Annotated in this window: 13 protein-coding genes and 1 tRNA gene; 12 read left to right on the top strand and 2 right to left on the bottom strand. The window is 74.1% G+C overall.

Annotation, left to right across the window (positions count from 1 at the left end):
- Positions 1–70: 70 nt before the first annotated feature.
- Both AB0N63_RS24345 and AB0N63_RS24340 read left to right on the top strand, forming a co-directional pair.
- Positions 71–1,507 carry an NAD-dependent malic enzyme gene (locus tag AB0N63_RS24345; RefSeq protein ID WP_365531403.1) on the top strand — a complete coding sequence of 479 codons (1,437 nt, stop codon included), beginning with the start codon at positions 71–73 and terminating at the stop codon, positions 1,505–1,507.
- Between the two features lie 453 nt (positions 1,508–1,960).
- Positions 1,961–2,242, top strand: coding sequence for an HU family DNA-binding protein (locus AB0N63_RS24340; protein ID WP_003990598.1), 282 nt, complete (start codon positions 1,961–1,963; stop codon positions 2,240–2,242).
- Between the two features lie 299 nt (positions 2,243–2,541).
- Here AB0N63_RS24340 and murA read toward each other — a convergent pair whose 3' ends face one another.
- The gene (gene murA, locus AB0N63_RS24335) at positions 2,542–3,882 is read right to left on the bottom strand and encodes a UDP-N-acetylglucosamine 1-carboxyvinyltransferase (RefSeq protein WP_365531401.1); all 1,341 of its coding nucleotides are present in this window, start codon (positions 3,880–3,882) and stop codon (positions 2,542–2,544) included.
- A 277-nt stretch (positions 3,883–4,159) separates the two neighbouring features.
- On the opposite strand from murA, the gene AB0N63_RS24330 reads away from it, so the two are divergent.
- The 7 genes from AB0N63_RS24330 to AB0N63_RS24300 all read left to right on the top strand — a co-directional run bounded on the left by AB0N63_RS24330 (position 4,160) and on the right by AB0N63_RS24300 (position 13,526).
- Complete coding sequence (locus AB0N63_RS24330) at positions 4,160–4,732, top strand: YqgE/AlgH family protein (RefSeq protein ID WP_365531499.1); 573 nt, start codon at positions 4,160–4,162, stop codon at positions 4,730–4,732.
- 28 nt (positions 4,733–4,760) lie between these two features.
- Entirely contained in the window at positions 4,761–5,042 is a 282-nt protein-coding gene (locus AB0N63_RS24325) for a DUF3039 domain-containing protein (RefSeq protein WP_009188882.1), read from the top strand.
- A 134-nt stretch (positions 5,043–5,176) separates the two neighbouring features.
- Complete coding sequence (locus AB0N63_RS24320) at positions 5,177–6,805, top strand: beta-N-acetylhexosaminidase (protein ID WP_365531497.1); 1,629 nt, start codon at positions 5,177–5,179, stop codon at positions 6,803–6,805.
- Positions 6,806–7,164: 359 nt separating this feature from the next.
- Positions 7,165–8,058 carry a xanthine dehydrogenase family protein subunit M gene (locus AB0N63_RS24315; protein ID WP_019980661.1) on the top strand — a complete coding sequence of 298 codons (894 nt, stop codon included), beginning with the start codon at positions 7,165–7,167 and terminating at the stop codon, positions 8,056–8,058.
- Positions 8,055–10,082 (top strand): 2Fe-2S iron-sulfur cluster-binding protein, encoded by a 2,028-nt coding sequence (locus AB0N63_RS24310; protein WP_365531398.1) that lies wholly within the window; start codon positions 8,055–8,057, stop codon positions 10,080–10,082. The genes AB0N63_RS24315 and AB0N63_RS24310 overlap by 4 nt, the downstream gene beginning before the upstream one ends.
- The gene (locus AB0N63_RS24305; protein WP_365531396.1) at positions 10,079–12,385 is read left to right on the top strand and encodes a molybdopterin cofactor-binding domain-containing protein; all 2,307 of its coding nucleotides are present in this window, start codon (positions 10,079–10,081) and stop codon (positions 12,383–12,385) included. The genes AB0N63_RS24310 and AB0N63_RS24305 overlap by 4 nt, the downstream gene beginning before the upstream one ends.
- A gap of 163 nt (positions 12,386–12,548) precedes the next feature.
- Positions 12,549–13,526 carry an SUKH-4 family immunity protein gene (locus tag AB0N63_RS24300; protein ID WP_365531394.1) on the top strand — a complete coding sequence of 326 codons (978 nt, stop codon included), beginning with the start codon at positions 12,549–12,551 and terminating at the stop codon, positions 13,524–13,526.
- Positions 13,527–13,614: 88 nt separating this feature from the next.
- On the opposite strand, the gene AB0N63_RS24295 is transcribed toward AB0N63_RS24300, so the two are convergent.
- Positions 13,615–13,686: transfer RNA gene (locus AB0N63_RS24295), tRNA-Cys, on the bottom strand.
- Between the two features lie 224 nt (positions 13,687–13,910).
- Here AB0N63_RS24295 and AB0N63_RS24290 point away from each other — a divergent pair.
- From AB0N63_RS24290 to AB0N63_RS24280, 3 genes are all read left to right on the top strand, one after another.
- Positions 13,911–15,377: an MFS transporter gene (locus AB0N63_RS24290; protein ID WP_365531392.1), complete on the top strand. Its 1,467-nt coding sequence runs from the start codon at positions 13,911–13,913 to the stop codon at positions 15,375–15,377.
- Positions 15,378–15,425: 48 nt separating this feature from the next.
- Complete coding sequence (locus AB0N63_RS24285) at positions 15,426–15,812, top strand: Fic family protein (protein ID WP_365531390.1); 387 nt, start codon at positions 15,426–15,428, stop codon at positions 15,810–15,812.
- Positions 15,813–15,929: 117 nt separating this feature from the next.
- The gene (locus AB0N63_RS24280) at positions 15,930–17,720 is read left to right on the top strand and encodes a DEAD/DEAH box helicase (RefSeq protein ID WP_365531388.1); all 1,791 of its coding nucleotides are present in this window, start codon (positions 15,930–15,932) and stop codon (positions 17,718–17,720) included.
- The last annotated feature ends 308 nt before the right edge of the window (positions 17,721–18,028 follow it).

Here is an 18,028-nt window from a genome sequence, read left to right as displayed (position 1 = left end):
CGTACTCAGCGGTAGGTGCGACGATCGGACGGCACAACTCGCGACACGGTGAAAGCAGAGGAAGTCGGCCATGGCAACGGCGCCCAGCGTCTCCTACTCGATGACCATCCGGCTGGAGGTGCCCGCGAGCGGAACCGCCGTCTCGCAGCTCACCACCGCCGTGGAGTCCTCCGGAGGCTCGGTGACCGGCCTCGACGTCACCGCGTCCGGCCACGAGAAGCTCCGTATCGACGTCACCATCGCGGCCACCTCCACCGCGCACGCCGACGAGATCGTCAGCAAGCTGCGCGGCATCGAGGGCGTCACGCTCGGCAAGGTCTCCGACCGTACGTTCCTGATGCACCTCGGCGGCAAGATCGAGATGGCGTCCAAGCACCCCATCCGCAACCGCGACGACCTCTCCATGGTCTACACGCCGGGTGTGGCCCGGGTCTGCATGGCCATCGCCGAGAACCCCGAGGACGCCCGCCGCCTCACCATCAAGCGCAACTCCGTTGCGGTCGTGACGGACGGCTCCGCCGTACTCGGCCTCGGCAACATCGGCCCCAAGGCCGCGCTGCCCGTCATGGAGGGCAAGGCGGCCCTGTTCAAGCGGTTCGCCGGCATCGACGCCTGGCCGATCTGCCTGGACACCCAGGACACCGACGCGATCGTGGAGATCGTCAAGGCGATCGCCCCCGGGTTCGCCGGCATCAACCTCGAGGACATCTCCGCGCCCCGCTGCTTCGAGATCGAGGCCCGGCTGCGCGAGGCCCTGGACATCCCCGTCTTCCACGACGACCAGCACGGCACCGCGATCGTGGTGCTCGCCGCCCTCACCAACGCCCTGCGCGTGGTCGGCAAGCCCATCGAGAACGTCCGGGTCGTGATGTCCGGCGCCGGCGCCGCCGGCACCGCCATCCTCAAGCTGCTGATCGCCGCGGGCGTGAAGAACGCCGTCGTCGCCGACATCCACGGCGTCGTGCACGCCGGCCGCGAGGACCTGGTGGACGCCGCCCCCGAGTCGGCGCTGCGCTGGATCGCCGACAACACCAACCCGGAGAACCTCACCGGCACGCTGAAGGAGGCCGTGCGCGGCGCGGACGTCTTCATCGGCGTCTCCGCCCCGAACGTCCTCGACGGCGACGACGTGGCCGCGATGGCCGACGGCGCCATCGTGTTCGCGCTCGCGAACCCCGACCCCGAGGTGGACCCGGCAATCGCCCGTCAGACGGCGGCAGTTGTGGCCACCGGCCGCTCCGACTTCCCCAACCAGATCAACAACGTGCTGGTCTTCCCGGGCGTCTTCCGCGGCCTGCTGGACGCGCAGTCCCGCACCGTCAACACCGAGATGATGCTCGCCGCCGCGCAGGCCCTGGCCGACGTGGTGACCGAGGACGAGCTGAACCCGAACTACATCATCCCGAGCGTCTTCAACGACAAGGTCGCCGGCGCCGTCGCCGGAGCGGTGCGCGACGCCGCCAAGGCGGCCGGTGCGACGGCCGGCGGCAGCTCCTCCGGCGTCTGACGCCCACGGACGGCCGACGGCGACCGCCGACGATCGCCGGCGCCGCCGACGGCCGCCGGCGGAAGGCCGCCGGGGAGCCCCGGTGCGGGGCGTGAGCCCTGCGGTGCGCCCGCGCACCCCGCGCCCGCGCCGGGCGTGATGATCGCCACGGTGCGCCCGGATCCGGCGCGTCGGGGGCGGCGCTGTCAGTGCCGCCCCCTATCGTGATCGGCCAGGCCCTGTCGCAGGCCCCTTTTCGTGTGACTCCCAAGGGTGTTCTCACGACTCCTGGGGGTGCCGGATTGGCTTTCCCGCCGCAGGTGGGGGCAGGATGCCTCCCTGGGCGCGAGGGTCTGACGAGGGACCCGGGTCCGGGGACCCACCAGGACCCTGGCAGCATCGGCTTGGCTGGCCCAACATGCGGCTCCGCCGCGTGGCACGCCTCAATGGCAAGAAGAACACGGGAGTAAGAACATGAACCGCAGTGAGCTGGTGGCCGCGCTGGCCGACCGCGCCGAGGTGACCCGCAAGGACGCCGACGCCGTGCTGGCCGCGTTCGCCGACGTCGTCGGCGACATCGTCTCCAAGGGGGACGAGAAGGTCACCATCCCTGGCTTCCTCACCTTCGAGCGCACCCACCGTGCCGCTCGCACCGCCCGCAACCCGCAGACCGGCGAGCCGATCCAGATCCCGGCCGGCTACAGCGTGAAGGTCTCCGCGGGCAGCAAGCTCAAGGAAGCCGCCAAGGGCAAGTGACTTTGCCGTCCGTACGCCGCACGAGGGCGTACGGGGCCCGCTAGGGCCGACCACGACGTCAATGGGGCGGCCCCCTTCCCAGGGGGCCGCCCCATCGACGTACGCGCCGCTGTGAGCCGTGCCGGGGCTTCGGCGCCGGTGCGGCTCACAGTGAAGGACTGCCCGAGCGCCTGGCCCGGCAGCTCGGCCTTCGCGCCGGTCCCCACCAGCTTCTCCGTGCTGTGCTTGCCCGGGAGCGACCCCCGGGCCCCCGGCAGGGGGTTGTGTGCCGTGCCGGGGAGCGGGCGGTTCGGCCCGTTCTAGCTGAGCGCCTGGCCCGGCAGCTCGACCTTCGCCCCGAGCTCCACCAGCTTCTCCATGAAGTTCTCGTAGCCGCGGTTGATCAGGTCGATGCCGTGGACGCGGGAGGTGCCCTGCGCCGCGAGCGCCGCGATCAGGTACGAGAAGCCGCCGCGCAGGTCCGGGATGACCAGGTCCGCGCCCTGCAGCCGGGTCGGGCCGGAGACGACCGCCGAGTGCAGGAAGTTGCGCTGGCCGAAGCGGCAGTCGGAGCCGCCCAGGCACTCGCGGTAGAGCTGGATGTGCGCGCCCATCTGGTTCAGCGCGGAGGTGAAGCCGAGCCGGGACTCGTAGACCGTCTCGTGGATGATCGACAGGCCGGTCGCCTGGGTGAGCGCCACCACCAGCGGCTGCTGCCAGTCGGTCTGGAAGCCGGGGTGCACGTCCGTCTCCAGCGCGATCGACTTCAGCTGGCCGCCCGGGTGCCAGAAGCGGATGCCCTCGTCGTCGATCTGGAAGGCGCCGCCCACCTTCCGGTAGGTGTTCAGGAACGTCATCATCGAGCGCTGCTGCGCGCCGCGCACGTAGATGTCGCCCTCGGTGGCCAGCGCCGCCGACGCCCAGGACGCGGCCTCCAGCCGGTCCGCGAGCGCGCGGTGGGTGTAGCCGCCGAGCTTGTCCACACCGGTGATGCGGATCGTGCGGTCGGTGTCCATCGCGATGATCGCGCCCATCTTCTGCAGTACGCAGATGAGGTCCTCGATCTCCGGCTCGACGGCCGCGTTGGACAACTCCGTGACGCCCTCGGCCAGTACGGCCGTCAGCAGCACCTGCTCGGTCGCGCCGACCGACGGGTAGGGCAGCCGGATCTTGGTGCCGCGCAGCCGCTGCGGCGCCTCCAGGTACTGGCCGTCCGCCCGCTTCTCGATCGTCGCGCCGAACTGCCGCAGCACGTCGAAGTGGAAGTCGATGGGCCGGCCGCCGATGTCGCAGCCGCCCAGGCCGGGGATGAAGGCGTGGCCGAGGCGGTGCAGCAGCGGGCCGCAGAAGAGGATCGGGATGCGGCTGGAGCCCGCGTGGGCATCGATGTCAGCCACGTTGGCGCTCTCCACCCGGGTCGGGTCGAGCACCAGCTCGCCCGGCTCCTCGCCCGGCCGGACCGTCACGCCGTGCAGTTGCAGCAGGCCGCGGACGACACGGACGTCACGGATGTCCGGAACGTTGCGCAGTCTGCTCGGCTCGCTGCCCAGCAGAGCGGCGACCATGGCCTTCGGCACGAGGTTCTTCGCACCGCGGACACGGATCTCGCCCTCCAGCGGGGTTCCGCCATGGACAAGCAGGACATCGTCGTTGACGCTCATGTATCTCGCGTTCCGATGAGTTGGGCAGGGGCCGGCCGATCACATAGGTCAGGGGCCGGAGAGACAGAGTAATCGCCGCGCACCCCCCTGAAGTAAGCCCGAGGACCGCCCGGGTACGTCATGGCTGTGTCACAACACGAACCGTGCCAGACCGGGCACATGGGGTCACCGGTCCGGCCGTGCGCCACACCACGCTCCCATACCCCCGCGGGCTGCTCTCACTCCGCCGGCCCGATTGCCTCCCCACGCCGGGGGAAGATGCGGGATCATGTCTGGCATGACCGAGGTGTCCTCGCTCACAGGACGGCTGCTCGTGGCCACGCCCGCCCTGGCGGACCCGAACTTCGACCGCGCGGTGGTGCTCCTCCTCGACCACGACGAGGAGGGCTCCCTGGGCGTGGTCCTCAATCGCCCCACCCCCGTGGACGTGGGCGACATCCTGGAGGGCTGGGCGGATCTCGCGGGGGAGCCCGGCGTCGTCTTCCAGGGCGGCCCGGTGTCGCTGGACTCGGCGCTCGGCGTCGCCGTCATCCCCGGCGACGGCCCCGGCGAGCGCGCCCCGCTGGGCTGGCGCCGGGTGTACGGCGCGATCGGCCTCATCGACCTGGAGGCCCCGCCCGAGCTGCTGGCCTCCGCTCTCGGATCGTTGCGGATCTTCGCCGGGTACGCGGGCTGGGGACCGGGCCAGCTGGAGGACGAACTGGCCGAGGGCGCGTGGTACGTCGTGGAGTCCGAGCCCGGCGACGTCTCCTCGCCGGCGCCCGAACGGCTGTGGCGGGAGGTGCTGCGCCGCCAGCGCAACGAGCTGGCGATGGTCGCCACGTATCCGGACGACCCGTCGCTCAACTGATACGCGCCGGTTTCAGTACCCTTTCCGTATGAGCACTCTCGAGCCCGAGCGCGGGACTGGTACGGGGACCCTCGTAGAGCCGACGCCGCAGGTGTCCCACGGCGACGGCGACCACGAGCGCTTCGCCCACTACGTCCAGAAGGACAAGATCATGGCGAGCGCCCTGGACGGGACGCCCGTCGTGGCGCTGTGCGGCAAGGTGTGGGTGCCCGGCCGTGACCCGAAGAAGTACCCGGTCTGTCCGCTCTGCAAGGAGATCTACGAGTCCATGAGCGGCGGCGGCGACGAGGGCAAGGGCGGCGACAAGTAGCCGCGACGCGGCCGCGCACGCGACACGACGCCGCTCCGAGAGTGGTCCAGACCTTTTGGTCCAGACCTCTTGTGGGCGGCGTCGGCAGTCCCTAGGCTCCCACCGTGGCCCAGGACGAGTTCACGGACGATGTCATTCCGGCGCCGCGCGTCACCGCCGCCCTGAGGGACGGCACGGCGGTGCTCGACGCGGACACCACCCTGTGGGCCGGCCCCGGCACGGCCACCGCCGAACGCTGGCTGCGCGGCACCCTCGGCGCCGCGCTCGGCCTGCCGCTCGCCCCCGCCCCCTCCGCGGACTCGCCGAACCGCGTACGGCTGCGCGTGGACGACACGCTGGAGCCCGAGGGGTACCGGCTCCTCGTCGCCGGGACCGGCGTCGAGATCGCGGGCGGCGACGCGGCCGGCGTCTTCTGGGGCGCGCAGACCCTGCGCCAGCTGCTCGGCCCGGACGCCTTCCGGCGCGCCCCCGTACGCCCCGGCGTGCCCCGCGCGATCCCGCCGCAGGCCATCGACGACGCGCCCCGCTTCCGCTGGCGCGGCCTGCTGCTCGACGTGGCCCGGCACTTCCTGCCGAAGGACGGCGTGCTGCGCTACCTCGACCTGATGGCCGCGCACAAACTCAACGTCCTGCACCTGCACCTGACGGACGATCAGGGCTGGCGCGTCGAGATCGAGCGCTACCCGGAGCTGACCGGGACCGGCTCCTGGCGCGCCCGGACGAAACTCGGCCACCGGCTGTCCTCGCGGTGGGAGGAGAAGCCGCACGGCGGTCACTACACCCAGGACGACCTGCGCGAGATCGTCGCCTACGCCGCCGAGCGGCACATCTCCGTCGTCCCGGAGATCGACCTGCCCGGCCACTCCCAGGCCGCCATCGCCGCCTACCCCGAACTCGGCAACACCGACGTCGTCGACACCGCCGCCCTCACCGTCTGGGACGACTGGGGGATCAACCCCAACGTGCTCGCCCCCACCGAGGACGTCCTGCGCTTCTACGAAGGCGTGTTGGAGGAGGTCCTCGACGTCTTCCCGGCGGACGCGGGCGAGTTCGCGCCGTTCGTGCACATCGGCGGCGACGAGTGCCCCAAGGACCAGTGGCGCGCCTCGCCCACCGCCCAGGCCCGCATCCGGGAACTCGGGGTGGCCGGCGAGGACGGTCTCCAGGCCTGGTTCATCGGCCACTTCGACGCGTGGCTCGCCGCGCGCGGACGCCGGCTCATCGGCTGGGACGAGATCCTGGAGGGCGGCCTCGCCAAGGGCGCCGCCGTGTCCTCCTGGCGCGGTTACGCGGGCGGGATCGCCGCCGCGCGAGCCGGCCACGACGTGGTCATGTGCCCCGAGCAGTACGTGTACTTGGACCACCGCCAGGCGCCGGGCGAGGACGAGCCCGTGCCGATCGGCTTCGTGCGCACCCTGGAGGACGTCTACCGGTTCGAGCCGGTTCCCGCCGGACTCGACGCGGAGGCCGCCGCGCACGTCCTCGGCGCCCAGGCCAACGTCTGGTCCGAAGTGCTGGAGAACCAGGCCCGCGTGGACTACCAGGCCTTCCCCCGCCTGGCCGCCTTCGCCGAGGTCGCCTGGAGCGCGCTGCCCGCCCCGGAGGAACGGGACTTCGCCCGGTTCGAACGCCGGATGACCGCCCACTACCGCCGCCTGGACGCCCTCGGCGTCGGCTACCGCCCGCCCGCCGGCCCCCACCCCTGGCAGCGCCGCCCCGGCGTCCTCGGCCGGCCCCTGGACGGACCGCCGCCGCAGCGGTAGCCGGACCTCGCGGCGACCGATCGGCCGCCGGCCCTCGGCCGGACGCCGGACCGCCGCCGGTCCCGGGCCGGGCGGAGGTGCGGTGACCGGAGGCGGCCGCCCGCCCGAACTGGCGGCCAGGATCGAACTGGCGCTGGAAAAAGCACCGCAAGGGTCAGCGAAGGGCGCTGATTCGCCCGCACCGGTGATGCCGTGGCAAAACGGTCCATGTCCCCGATGAGGTGGGCGATCCGCGCGTGACGGACCCGTGTCCGCGAGCCCTGCGAAGATGTGCCAGAGTTGCCACGTCCGCCCTGTCAGGTCGTACCGTACGGCAACACAGGCGGGACCAGTGGGGGCAGCGGGAAGGGGCAGCCGGTTTGACCACGCACGCACCGCGGACGGCGCAGGCCGTCACGTTGCCCACGACGCTGGACGAGGCCGTGGCGGCGCTCACCGCCATGCCCGCGGCCGTGCCCGTGGCCGGCGGCACCGACCTCATGGCCGCCGTCAACTCCGGTCAGCTCAGGCCCGCCGCGCTGGTCGGCCTCGGCCGGATCAGCGAGATCCGCGGCTGGCAGTACCAGGACGGCCACGGACTGCTCGGCGCCGGCCTCACCCACGCCCGCATGGGCCGCCCCGACTTCGCCGCGCTGATCCCGGCGCTCGCCGCCGCCGCGCGCGCCGCCGGACCGCCGCACATCCGCAACGCCGGCACCCTCGGCGGCAACATCGCCTCGGCCGCCCCCACCGGGGACGCGCTGCCGGTGCTGGCCGCCCTGGAGGCCACCGTGGTCATCGCCGGGCCGGGCGGCGCCCGCCGGGAGATCCCGGTGTCGCACCTGCTGGCCGGCGTGGAGATGCTGCGCGCGGGCGAGCTGATCGGCTACGTGCGCGTACCGCTGCTGCACGCGCCCCAGGTCTTCCTGAAGGCGACCGGCCGCACCGGCCCCGGCCGCGCGATCGCCTCCGTGGCGCTGGTGCTGGACCCGGCGCGGCGCGGGGTGCGCTGCGCGGTCGGCGCCATAGCGCCGATGCCGCTCAGGCCGCTGGACGCCGAGCAGTGGGTGGCGCAGCTCATCGACTGGGACAACAACCGGGCGATCGTCCCCGAGGCGCTGAGCGCCTTCGGCGAGTACGTCGCCGCGGCCTGCATCCCGGACCCGGTCCCGGCCGCGGACGGCTCCGTGCAGCAGCTTCCGCCCGCCGTACTGCACCTGCGGCGCACCGTCGCCGCGCTGGCCCGACGAGCACTGGGGAGGGCGCTGTCGTGACCGACGACCAGCACGCGGAGGGCGCGCCCGACAGCGGCGGCCGCTGGAACCCGCTGCCGCAAGGCGACTACGACGACGGCGCCACCGCGTTCGTCAAGCTCCCCGAGGGCGGCATCGACGCCCTCCTGGCCGCCGACAGCCCGCTGGCCGCCCCCGGCCACGGCTATGTGCCGCCGCAGATAACGGTGGCCTCCGCCTCGCCCGAGGCCACCGACCCGGCGGCCACCGGCAGCTGGGCCGTGCCGGGCGCGCCCGCCGAGGGCACCCGGTGGCCCGAGGCGAACGCCCTGCCGCAGGACGGCGACGGCGGCGAGGGCGGCGACCGCTTCACCTACCGGCCGGCCGCCACCCAGCAGTGGAACTTCCAGGAAGCCCCGGGGCAGCACGACACCCAGGCCGGTCAGCCGGCCGCCCCCGGGCACGATGTGACCGGACAGTGGTCGATCCCGGTCGCCGGGGGCGAACTTCCGGACGAGTCGGGTGAGTTCACCACGTCGTCCCTGGTCCAGCAGTGGGGCGGCACCCCGCCGGCCACCCTGCCGGGCGGCGCGCCCGCACCGTGGGCGACCCAGCCGCCCGCGCAACCCTGGGACCGGCCCCAGGACCAGCACGCCGAGCACCCGGCGGGCGGATACGAGGACCGGCCGGCGGCGGACGCGTACCGGGCGGACCCCTCGGTGGCCGACCCGCACGCGGAGGAGCCGGCGCACACGCACGGCACGGACGCTCCCGCGGCGGACGCGCACCGGGCCCCCGGGCCCGCCGGCCACCTGGAGACCGAGGGGCACCCGGAATCCGCCGGACACCCGGAATCCGCCGGACACCCGGAATCCGCGCGGGCCGCCGAGCACGCTCCCGACGCCCCTGCCGCCGACGCCGGAGCGCCGGGCGCGTACGCGGGCGGGCCGGACGGACACGCGACCGACACCGGCCACGGGCAGGACGCCGGGAGCGCCGACCACGGGCGCGCCACCCCGTCCACCGACGGACACGCCGCCGCCCCCGTCGCGGGACCCGGACCCGAGGGCGCGCACCGGCACGACGGCGCGCCCGCCCACCCGCACGACGCCGCCCCCGGGTCCGGCCCCGCCGCCCCTGTCCATGAGCCCGGCGAGGCCTCCGAAGACCCCGTAGCGGCCGTCTCAGGCCCCGCTGAGCCCGAGGGGACCGCCCCCGCGCCCACGGCCCCCGAAGAGGCCGCCACGGCCGCCGGGACGGCCGGGCCCGCAGGCGGGTCCGCGTCCCCGGGGACCGAGCCGGGCGCCGAGCCGGACGCGGCCTCCGACGCCCCGGTCGCCGACGACCAGCTCGCCCCGACCCCTCAGGACGACCCACCCTCCGCGCCCCCGCAGGACGAACACCCCCTCGCCTCCTACGTGCTGCGCGTCAACGGCGCCGACCGGCCCGTCACCGAGGCCTGGATCGGCGAGTCACTGCTGTACGTGCTGCGCGAACGGCTCGGCCTCGCGGGCGCCAAGGACGGCTGCTCGCAGGGCGAGTGCGGCGCCTGCAACGTCCAGGTCGACGGCCGGCTCGTCGCCTCCTGCCTGGTGCCCGCCGTCACCGCGGCCGGCAGCGAGGTCCGTACGGTCGAGGGCCTGGCCGCCGACGGGCAGCCGTCCGACGTGCAGCGGGCGCTCGCCCGGTGCGGCGCCGTGCAGTGCGGCTTCTGCGTGCCCGGCATGGCGATGACCGTGCACGACCTGCTGGAGGGCAACCCGAACCCGACCGAGCTGGAGACCCGCCAGGCGCTGTGCGGCAACCTGTGCCGCTGCTCGGGCTACCGGGGCGTCCTGGACGCGGTCCGGGAGGTCGTCGCCGAGCGCGCCGCGGACACCGGCGAGGACGCGGCCGAACCGGACGGCGACGGGCCGCGTATTCCCCGTCAGGCGGGCCCGGGCGCCGACGCCGTCCACTCCTCGGTGTTCGACCCGCAGCAGCAGCACCCGCAGCACCCGCACGACTCCTACGGCCAGGACGGTCACGACTCCTACGGCCAGGACGGAAACGGAGGCCAGGCGTGAGCAACGAAGCCGTCGCCGCTGCCGCCACGGAGAGCGCCCCCGCGCCCGAGCCGCTGCCGCACGGCATCGGCTCCTCGCTGCCGGCCGCCGACTCCCGTGCCAAGACCGAGGGCACCTTCCCGTACGCGGCCGACCTGTGGGCCGAGGGACTGCTGTGGGCGGCGGTGCTGCGCTCGCCGCACCCGTACGCGCGCATCGTGTCCATCGACACCAGCCACGCGCGCGACATGCCCGGCGTGCGCGCCGTCGTCACCCACGAGGACGTGCCCGGCAGCCCGCTGCACGGCCGGGGCCGCGCCGACCGCCCGGTGTTCGCCTCCGAGGTGGTGCGCCACCACGGCGAGCCCATCGCGGCCGTCGCCGCCGACCACCCGGACACCGCGCGGATGGCCGCCGCCGCCGTCATCGTCGAGTACGAGGTGCTCGAACCGGTCACCGATCCCGAGCAGGCCTTCGAGGCCGAGCCGCTGCACCCGGACGGCAACCTGATCCGGCACATCCCGCTCAGGCACGGCGACCCGGAGGCGGTCGGCGAGGTCGTCGTGGAGGGCCTGTACCGCATCGGCCGCCAGGACCCGGCCCCCATCGGAGCCGAGGCCGGTCTCGCGGTGCCCCGCCCCGACGGCGGCGTCGAGCTGTACGTCGCCTCCACCGACCCGCACGCCGACCGCGACGCCCTCGCCGCCTGCTACGGCCTGGCGCCCGAGCGGGTCAAGATCGTGGTCACCGGCGTGCCCGGCGCCACCGCCGACCGCGAGGACCAGGGCTTCCAGCTGCCGCTCGGCCTGCTGGCGCTGCGCACCGGCTGCCCGGTGAAGCTGACGGCGACCCGCGAGGAGTCCTTCCTCGGCCACGCCCACCGGCACCCGACCCTGCTGCGCTACCGCCACCACGCCGACGCCGAGGGCCGGTTGGTGAAGGTCGAGGCGCAGATCCTGCTGGACGCGGGCGCCTACGCCGACACCTCCGCCGAGGCCCTGGCCGCCGCGGTCTCCTTCGCCTGCGGCCCGTACGTCGTCCCGAACGCCTTCATCGAGGGCTGGGCGGTGCGCACCAACAACCCGCCGTCGGGCCATGTGCGCGGCGAGGGCGCCATGCAGGTGTGCGCCGCCTACGAGGCGCAGATGGACAAGCTGGCCAAGAAGCTCGGCGCGGACCCGGCCGAACTGCGGCTGCGCAACGTGCTGGCGACCGGCGACGTCCTGCCGACCGGGCAGACGGTCACCTGTCCCGCCCCGGTCGCCGAACTCCTCCAGGCCGTGCAGGAGCACCCCCTGCCGCCGCTGCCCAAGGACACCCCTGAGGACGAGTGGCTGCTGCCCGGCGGCCCTGAGGGCGCGGGCGAACCGGGCGCGGTGCGCCGGGGCGTGGGCTACGGCCTCGGCATGGTGCACATGCTCGGCGCGGAGGGCGCCGACGAGGTGTCCACGGCCACCGTGAAGGTGCACGACGGCGTCGCGACCGTGCTGTGCGCGGCCGTCGAGACCGGCCAGGGCTTCACGACGCTGGCCCGGCAGATCGTCCAGGAGACGCTGGGCATCGACGAGGTGCACGTGGCCCCGGTCGACACCGACCAGCCCCCGGCGGGCGCGGGCTGCCGCGGCCGGCACACCTGGGTGTCGGGCGGCGCGGTGGAGCGGGCGGCGAAGATGGTCCGCACCCAGCTCCTCCAGCCGCTCGCGCACAAGTTCGGCATGTCCACCGAGCTGCTCCAGATCACCGACGGCAAGATCACCTCCTACGACGGCGTGCTGTCGACCACGGTCACCGAGGCGATGGACGGCAAGGAGCTGTGGGCGACGGCGCAGTGCCGCCCGCACCCCACCGAACCGCTGGACGAGGCCGGCCAGGGCGACGCGTTCGTGGGCCTCGCCTTCTGCGCGATCCGCGCGGTGGTGGACGTGGACATCGAGATCGGTTCGGTACGGGTGGTGGAGCTGGCCGTCGCCCAGGACGTCGGCCGGGTGCTGAACCCCGCGCAGCTGGCCTCCCGGATCGAGGGCGGGGTCGCCCAGGGCGTGGGCGTCGCCCTCACCGAGAACCTGCGCACCCCGCGCGGCCTGGTACGCCACCCCGACCTCACGGGCTACGCCCTGCCCACCGCACTGGACATCCCCGACATCAAGATCGTGAAGCTGGTGGAGGAGCGGGACGTGGTGGCGCCGTTCGGCGCGAAGGCGGTCAGCGCGGTGCCCGTGGTGACCTCGCCGGCGGCGATCGCCTCCGCGGTGCGCGCCGCGACCGGACGCCCCGTCAACCGCCTCCCGATCCGGCCGCAGGCCGCGGTGGTCACCGGCGGGTGACCGGCTGTTCTCCCGGCGTTCGCGCAGGCCGGGGGCGTTGTCAGTGGTGCGGCGTAGTGTGCGGGGCAGTGGGGGCGAGGGCGGCCGCGGTCGGCCGTCGCGGCGTCCCCTGCCCGGGAGCGGCGTGGGCCCGGGCCGGTCAACCGATCCGCACGGGGGAGCGATGAGCACGACGACCTGCACCGCGACGAGGCCGCCGGCCGCCCTCGCCCCGCACGCCGTCTGCGTCTCGTACGACCCCTGCGTCTCGTACGCGTACGACCCGATCGCCGCGGGCCTGGACGACCTCCTCACCCGCGGCCCGCGCACCCCCGAGGCGGCCCCGGACCCGCTCCCGCCGGCCCCAGGCTCCCTGGCTCCGTCCCTCCGCACGCTGCTCCGCTTCACCGCGCTCGCCGAGGAACTGGCCTCCCTGCGCGCCCGGCTGGCGTCCCACGCGGTCTGCCACGGCCCGCGGGCGGCGGCCGAGGCGACCCGCCGCCTCCTGGCGGCCCTGGCGGAGGCGGCCGACGGCGGGAGCGCGCCCCACCGCAAGGCGACGGCCCTGCTCCGCCCGCTGTCCCTGACCGACCTCGCCCCGCGTCCGGGCCTGGTGCTGAGCCTCCCGCACCGCCTCCTGGCGCAGGAGTTCGGCGCAGCCGCGGTGACCCGCTTCGAGGAGATCGACTTCCCGCCCGCCCTCACCCACGAGGCGACCCGCCGCTTCCTGAGCGAGACGGGCCTGCCGGAGGACGGCCGCGTCTTCCGCCCGGCCGACCCGGCCGACGCCCCGCTGCCGACGCTCACCGAAGCCCCGCGGCCCTGCGGACTCCCGCCCGCGGCCGACCGGTTGATCCGCCTCGGCGTTCTCACCGGGGACGCGGAGGCGGTCCTGGACGGCGCCACGGGCGAGGTGTGGCTCCGGACGGCCCAGGGACCCACCCTGCACCCCCTGGCGAAGGACGTCTCCACCTTCACCTGCGCCCTCTGGCTGCTGCACGGCGAGGGCCGGGACACCGTCCCGACGACGGACGCGTACGACCGCCTGGCCCTCCTGCTGCTCCAGGCCCTGACGGCGACATCCCGCCCGCCCACGCCCCGGCCCGCCGACTGGCACTTCTGGACGAGCCTGCTGGCCGGGGAGACGACGGGCACGCCCTGACCCGGCGATGCGGCCGGCGCCACAACGAAGCGGGCGCACACGACGACGCGGGCGGCACACGTGAAGCGCACCGCCCGCATCGCTCTCGAGGCCGTGGCGGGAATTGAACCCGCGTACCTCGCTTTGCAGGCGAGTCCCTCGGCCACTCGGGCACACGGCCAGGTCGGGGAGCTGTTCGCTCGTTCCGAACTCGGTACGTCGACCGTAGGCGGCCGGGGAGGGGCGGCTCAAGGGATCGGCCGGTGGTGCAACGGGACTGCCATACGCCGTTCATGAAAGGGCGGGGAGTAAGACCCCGGCGGGTGGGACGTACGCCCGAGGTCGCAGGCAGGTTCGGGCTTCCGACAGGAGTCAAAGTCGGCGGCGGACCTTACGCTGACGGCCATGACCGTCCTCGAACCACGCGACAGAGACGTCGCGGCCGCTGCCTCCCCCGACGCCCCCGGCCCGCACAAGGAGCCCGCCGACACCGTGCTCGGCCGGGCCTACCGGGCGCTCAGCGTCGGGATCGTCTCCGTCGTGCTGCTGATCGCCTTCGAGGCGACCGCTGTCGGCACGGCGATGCCGGTCGCGGCGCGGGAACTGCACGGGGTGCCGCTGTACGCGTTCGCGTTCTCCGGGTACTTCACGACCAGCCTGTTCGGGATGGTCCTCGCCGGGCAGTGGGCGGACCGGCGCGGACCGCTCGGCGCGCTCACCGCGGGGATCGGGGCGTTCGCGGCGGGGCTGCTGCTGGCCGGGACCGCGGGCACGATGTGGGTGTTCATCCTGGGGCGCGCCGTGCAGGGACTCGGCGGCGGGCTGGTGATCGTCGCCCTGTACGTCGTCGTCGGCCGCGCCTACCCCGAGCGGCTGCGTCCGGCGATCATGGCGGCGTTCGCGGCGGCCTGGGTGGTGCCGTCGATCGTCGGCCCGCTCGCCGCGGGCGCGGTCACCGAGCACCTCGGCTGGCGCTGGGTGTTCGTCGGCATCCCGGTGCTGGTGGTGTTCCCGCTGGCGATCGCCCTGCCGCAGATACGGCGGCGGGCCTCCGGGCCGGTGGGGGAGGCGGCCGGGGATTTGGGGGAGTCGTTCGACGCGCGGCGCATCCGGCTCGCCCTCGGCATCTCGCTGGGCGCGGGGCTCCTCCAGTACGCGGCGCAGGATCTTCGCTGGATCTCCCTGCTGCCGGGGGCCGCGGGGGCCGCGCTGCTGGTTCCGGCCGTGCGGGGGCTGCTGCCGCGCGGCACCTACCGGGCGGCGCGCGGACTGCCCTCGGTGGTGCTGCTGCGCGGGGTCGCGGCCGGGTCCTTCATCGCCGCCGAGTCCTTCGTGCCGCTGATGCTGGTCACCCAGCGTGGGCTGTCACCGACGCTGGCGGGCTTCTCGCTCGCGGCCGGGGGGGCCACGTGGGCGCTCGGCTCGTGGGTGCAGTCGCGGCCGGCCGCGGGGCCGTACCGGGAGCGGCTGATGACGCTCGGGATGGTGCTGGTGGCGGCGGCGATCGCCACCGCGCCCAGCGTGCTGATCCACTCCGTGCCCGTCTGGACGGTCGCCGTCGCCTGGGGCTTCGGCTGCTTCGGCATGGGGCTGGTGGTCGCCTCCACGAGCGTGCTGCTGCTCCAGCTCTCCGCGCCCGAGGAGGCCGGCGCGAACTCCGCAGCCCTCCAGATTTCCGACGCCCTGTCCAACGTCGTCCTGCTGGCGATCGGCGGCGCGGCGTTCGCCGCCCTCGGCGGCGGCACGGTGGCCCACACGACGACCACCACATCGCCGGCCCACCCGGCCGCCTTCGCGGCGGTGTTCCTGCCGATGGCGGCGGTCGCGCTCACGGGGGCGTGGGTGACGAGGCGGTTGCACGCGCGTCCCTGAGTGGTAGGAGCAGACCGCCGAGTGGGCCGAACTGCTGGAGCGGCTCACGTGACGTCCGTCCGTCTGTCCGCCGAGGACGTCCTGGCCGTCGTCGCGCTCGCCGTCGACGACCAGGACGTCGTCGTACGGGACGCGGGACTGCTGGAGTCGGCCGTGCACCGGCCCCGGCCGCGATGTCCGGGCAACGCGTACCCCGACCTGCTGGACGAAGCGGCGGCACTCCTCCAGTCCCTGGCGGTCAACCGCCCCTTCGTCGGCGGGAACAAGCGCACCGCCCGGGCCTCCTGCGTCGTGTTCCTGACCCCGGACGACGTGCGGCTGCGTCCCGGCGTCGATGCGGCGGAACGCCTGGTCATCGCGGTCGCGACCGGCGCGGTGGACGAGGTCGAGGCGATCGGCGAGGCACTGCGGGAGCTCGCGGAGCGAGCCGTGTGAGCTGAGTCCCATCCCGCGGTCGCGCCGCGCCGTTCGCGCATCGGCACCGCCGGGCCGCCGGTAGGGTGGCCCGGTTGTCATACGTAGCCGAGCCCTCAGCACTGCGAACCGGAGACCGTGACTACCACCGCCCCCTCCTCCCACCACCTTTCGCCTGCCTTCCCCGGCCGTGCCCCCTGGGGCACCGCCAGCAAGCTGCGTGCCTGGCAGCAGGGCGCGATGGAGAAGTACATCCAGGAGCAGCCGCGCGACTTCCTCGCGGTCGCCACCCCCGGCGCCGGAAAGACCACCTTCGCGCTGACCCTGGCCTCCTGGCTGCTGCACCACCACGTCGTCCAGCAGGTGACCGTGGTCGCGCCCACCGAGCACCTGAAGAAGCAGTGGGCGGAGGCCGCCGCGCGCGTGGGCATCAAGCTGGACCCGGAGTACAGCGCGGGCCCGCTGGGGCGGGAGTACGACGGCGTCGCCGTGACGTACGCCGGCGTCGGCGTGCGCCCCATGCTGCACCGCAACCGCGTCGAGCAGCGGAAGACCCTCGTCATCCTCGACGAGATCCACCACGCCGGTGACTCCAGGTCGTGGGGCGAGGCCTGCCTGGAGGCGTTCGAGCCCGCCACCCGCCGGCTCGCCCTGACCGGCACGCCCTTCCGCTCGGACACCAACCCGATCCCCTTCGTGACCTACGAGGAGGGCCAGGACGGCATCCGCCGCTCGTCCGCCGACTACACCTACGGCTACGGCTCCGCCCTCTCCGACGGCGTCGTCCGCCCGGTCATCTTCCTCTCCTACAGCGGCAACATGCGCTGGCGCACCAAGGCCGGCGACGAGATCGAGGCCCGCCTCGGCGAGCCGATGACCAAGGACGCGGTCAGCCAGGCCTGGCGCACCGCCCTCGACCCGCGCGGCGAGTGGATGCCGGCCGTGCTGCGCGCCGCCGACCAGCGCCTGACCGAGGTCCGCAAGGGCATCCCGGACGCCGGAGCGCTCGTCATCGCCTCCGACCAGGACTCCGCCCGCGCCTACGCCAAGCTGATCCGCGAGATCACCGGCAAGGGCCCGACGGTCGTCCTGTCCGACGACGCCGGCGCCTCGAAGAAGATCGACGAGTTCAGCGCCGGCGACGACCGCTGGATGGTCGCCGTCCGTATGGTCTCCGAGGGCGTCGACGTGCCCCGCCTCGCGGTCGGGGTGTACGCGACGACCATCTCCACGCCGCTGTTCTTCGCTCAGGCCGTCGGCCGTTTCGTACGGTCCAGGCGGCGCGGCGAGACCGCCTCCGTCTTCCTGCCGACCGTCCCCGACCTGCTCACCTTCGCCAACGAGATGGAGGTCGAGCGCGACCACGCCCTCGACAGGCCGAAGAAGGAGGGCGAGGAGGACCCGTACGCCGAGTCCGAGAAGGAGATGGAGGAGGCGAACCGGGAGCAGGACGAGGACACCGGCGAGCAGGACATGCTGCCGTTCGAGGCGCTGGAGTCCGACGCCGTCTTCGACCGCGTCCTCTACGACGGCGCCGAGTTCGGCATGCAGGCCCATCCCGGCAGCGAGGAGGAGCAGGACTACCTCGGCATCCCCGGACTGCTGGAGCCCGAGCAGGTGCAGCTGCTGCTCCAGAAGCGGCAGGCCCGGCAGATCGCGCACAGCCGAAAGAAGCCGGACGACGAGGCCGATCTGCTCGAACTGCCCGCCGAGCGGCGGCCGGTGGTCACCCACAAGGAGCTGATGGAGCTGCGCAAGCAGCTCAACACCATGGTCGGCGCCTACGTCCACCAGAGCGGCAAGCCGCACGGCGTGATCCACACCGAGCTGCGCCGGGTGTGCGGCGGCCCGCCGAGCGCGGAGGCCACGGCCGGGCAACTGCGCCAGCGCATCGCCAAGGTGCAGGAGTGGGCGACGCGGATGCGGTGACGCCCCTTGCGGGGCGGGGTGTCGCGTGTGTGCGGTGCGGCCGGTCGGTGCAGGCGGCGTCCCGTGTACGGCCCGCGTCGTCCGCCGGGCCGTATGGGGACGAATGCTGGCAGGCCGGGGCCGCCCCTGCCCGGATTCTGGACGGAGACTTCCGCTCAGCGAACCGGCTTCGCTAGTGTCCCGCTACGCACACGCCCCGTGGCAGCGCCGCCGCGGAGCGCAGCCGTGAAGCGACCGAGTCCGGGACGGCCCGGACCGCCGGCCGATCGGCGGCCTCTGTCGCGCGTCACTGACGGGACTCGGTGACG

Origin of the sequence: Streptomyces sp. NPDC093260, assembly GCF_040683715.1 — a bacterium.
Classification (GTDB): Bacteria; Actinomycetota; Actinomycetes; order Streptomycetales; family Streptomycetaceae; genus Streptomyces; species Streptomyces sennicomposti.
The sequence above is the reverse complement of the archived record's forward strand: the minus strand, read 5'-3'. Positions and strand labels throughout refer to the sequence as shown.

Bases quoted from the DNA above. Each gene is read 5' to 3' on its own strand.
- murA (WP_365531401.1), bottom strand. From the start codon at position 3,882: ATGAGCGTCAACGACGATGTCCTGCTTGTCCATGGCGGAACCCCGCTG.
- AB0N63_RS24340 (WP_003990598.1), top strand. From the start codon at position 1,961: ATGAACCGCAGTGAGCTGGTGGCCGCGCTGGCCGACCGCGCCGAGGTG.
- AB0N63_RS24345 (WP_365531403.1), top strand. From the start codon at position 71: ATGGCAACGGCGCCCAGCGTCTCCTACTCGATGACCATCCGGCTGGAG.
- AB0N63_RS24330 (WP_365531499.1), top strand. From the start codon at position 4,160: ATGACCGAGGTGTCCTCGCTCACAGGACGGCTGCTCGTGGCCACGCCC.
- AB0N63_RS24290 (WP_365531392.1), top strand. From the start codon at position 13,911: ATGACCGTCCTCGAACCACGCGACAGAGACGTCGCGGCCGCTGCCTCC.
- AB0N63_RS24325 (WP_009188882.1), top strand. From the start codon at position 4,761: ATGAGCACTCTCGAGCCCGAGCGCGGGACTGGTACGGGGACCCTCGTA.
- AB0N63_RS24300 (WP_365531394.1), top strand. From the start codon at position 12,549: ATGAGCACGACGACCTGCACCGCGACGAGGCCGCCGGCCGCCCTCGCC.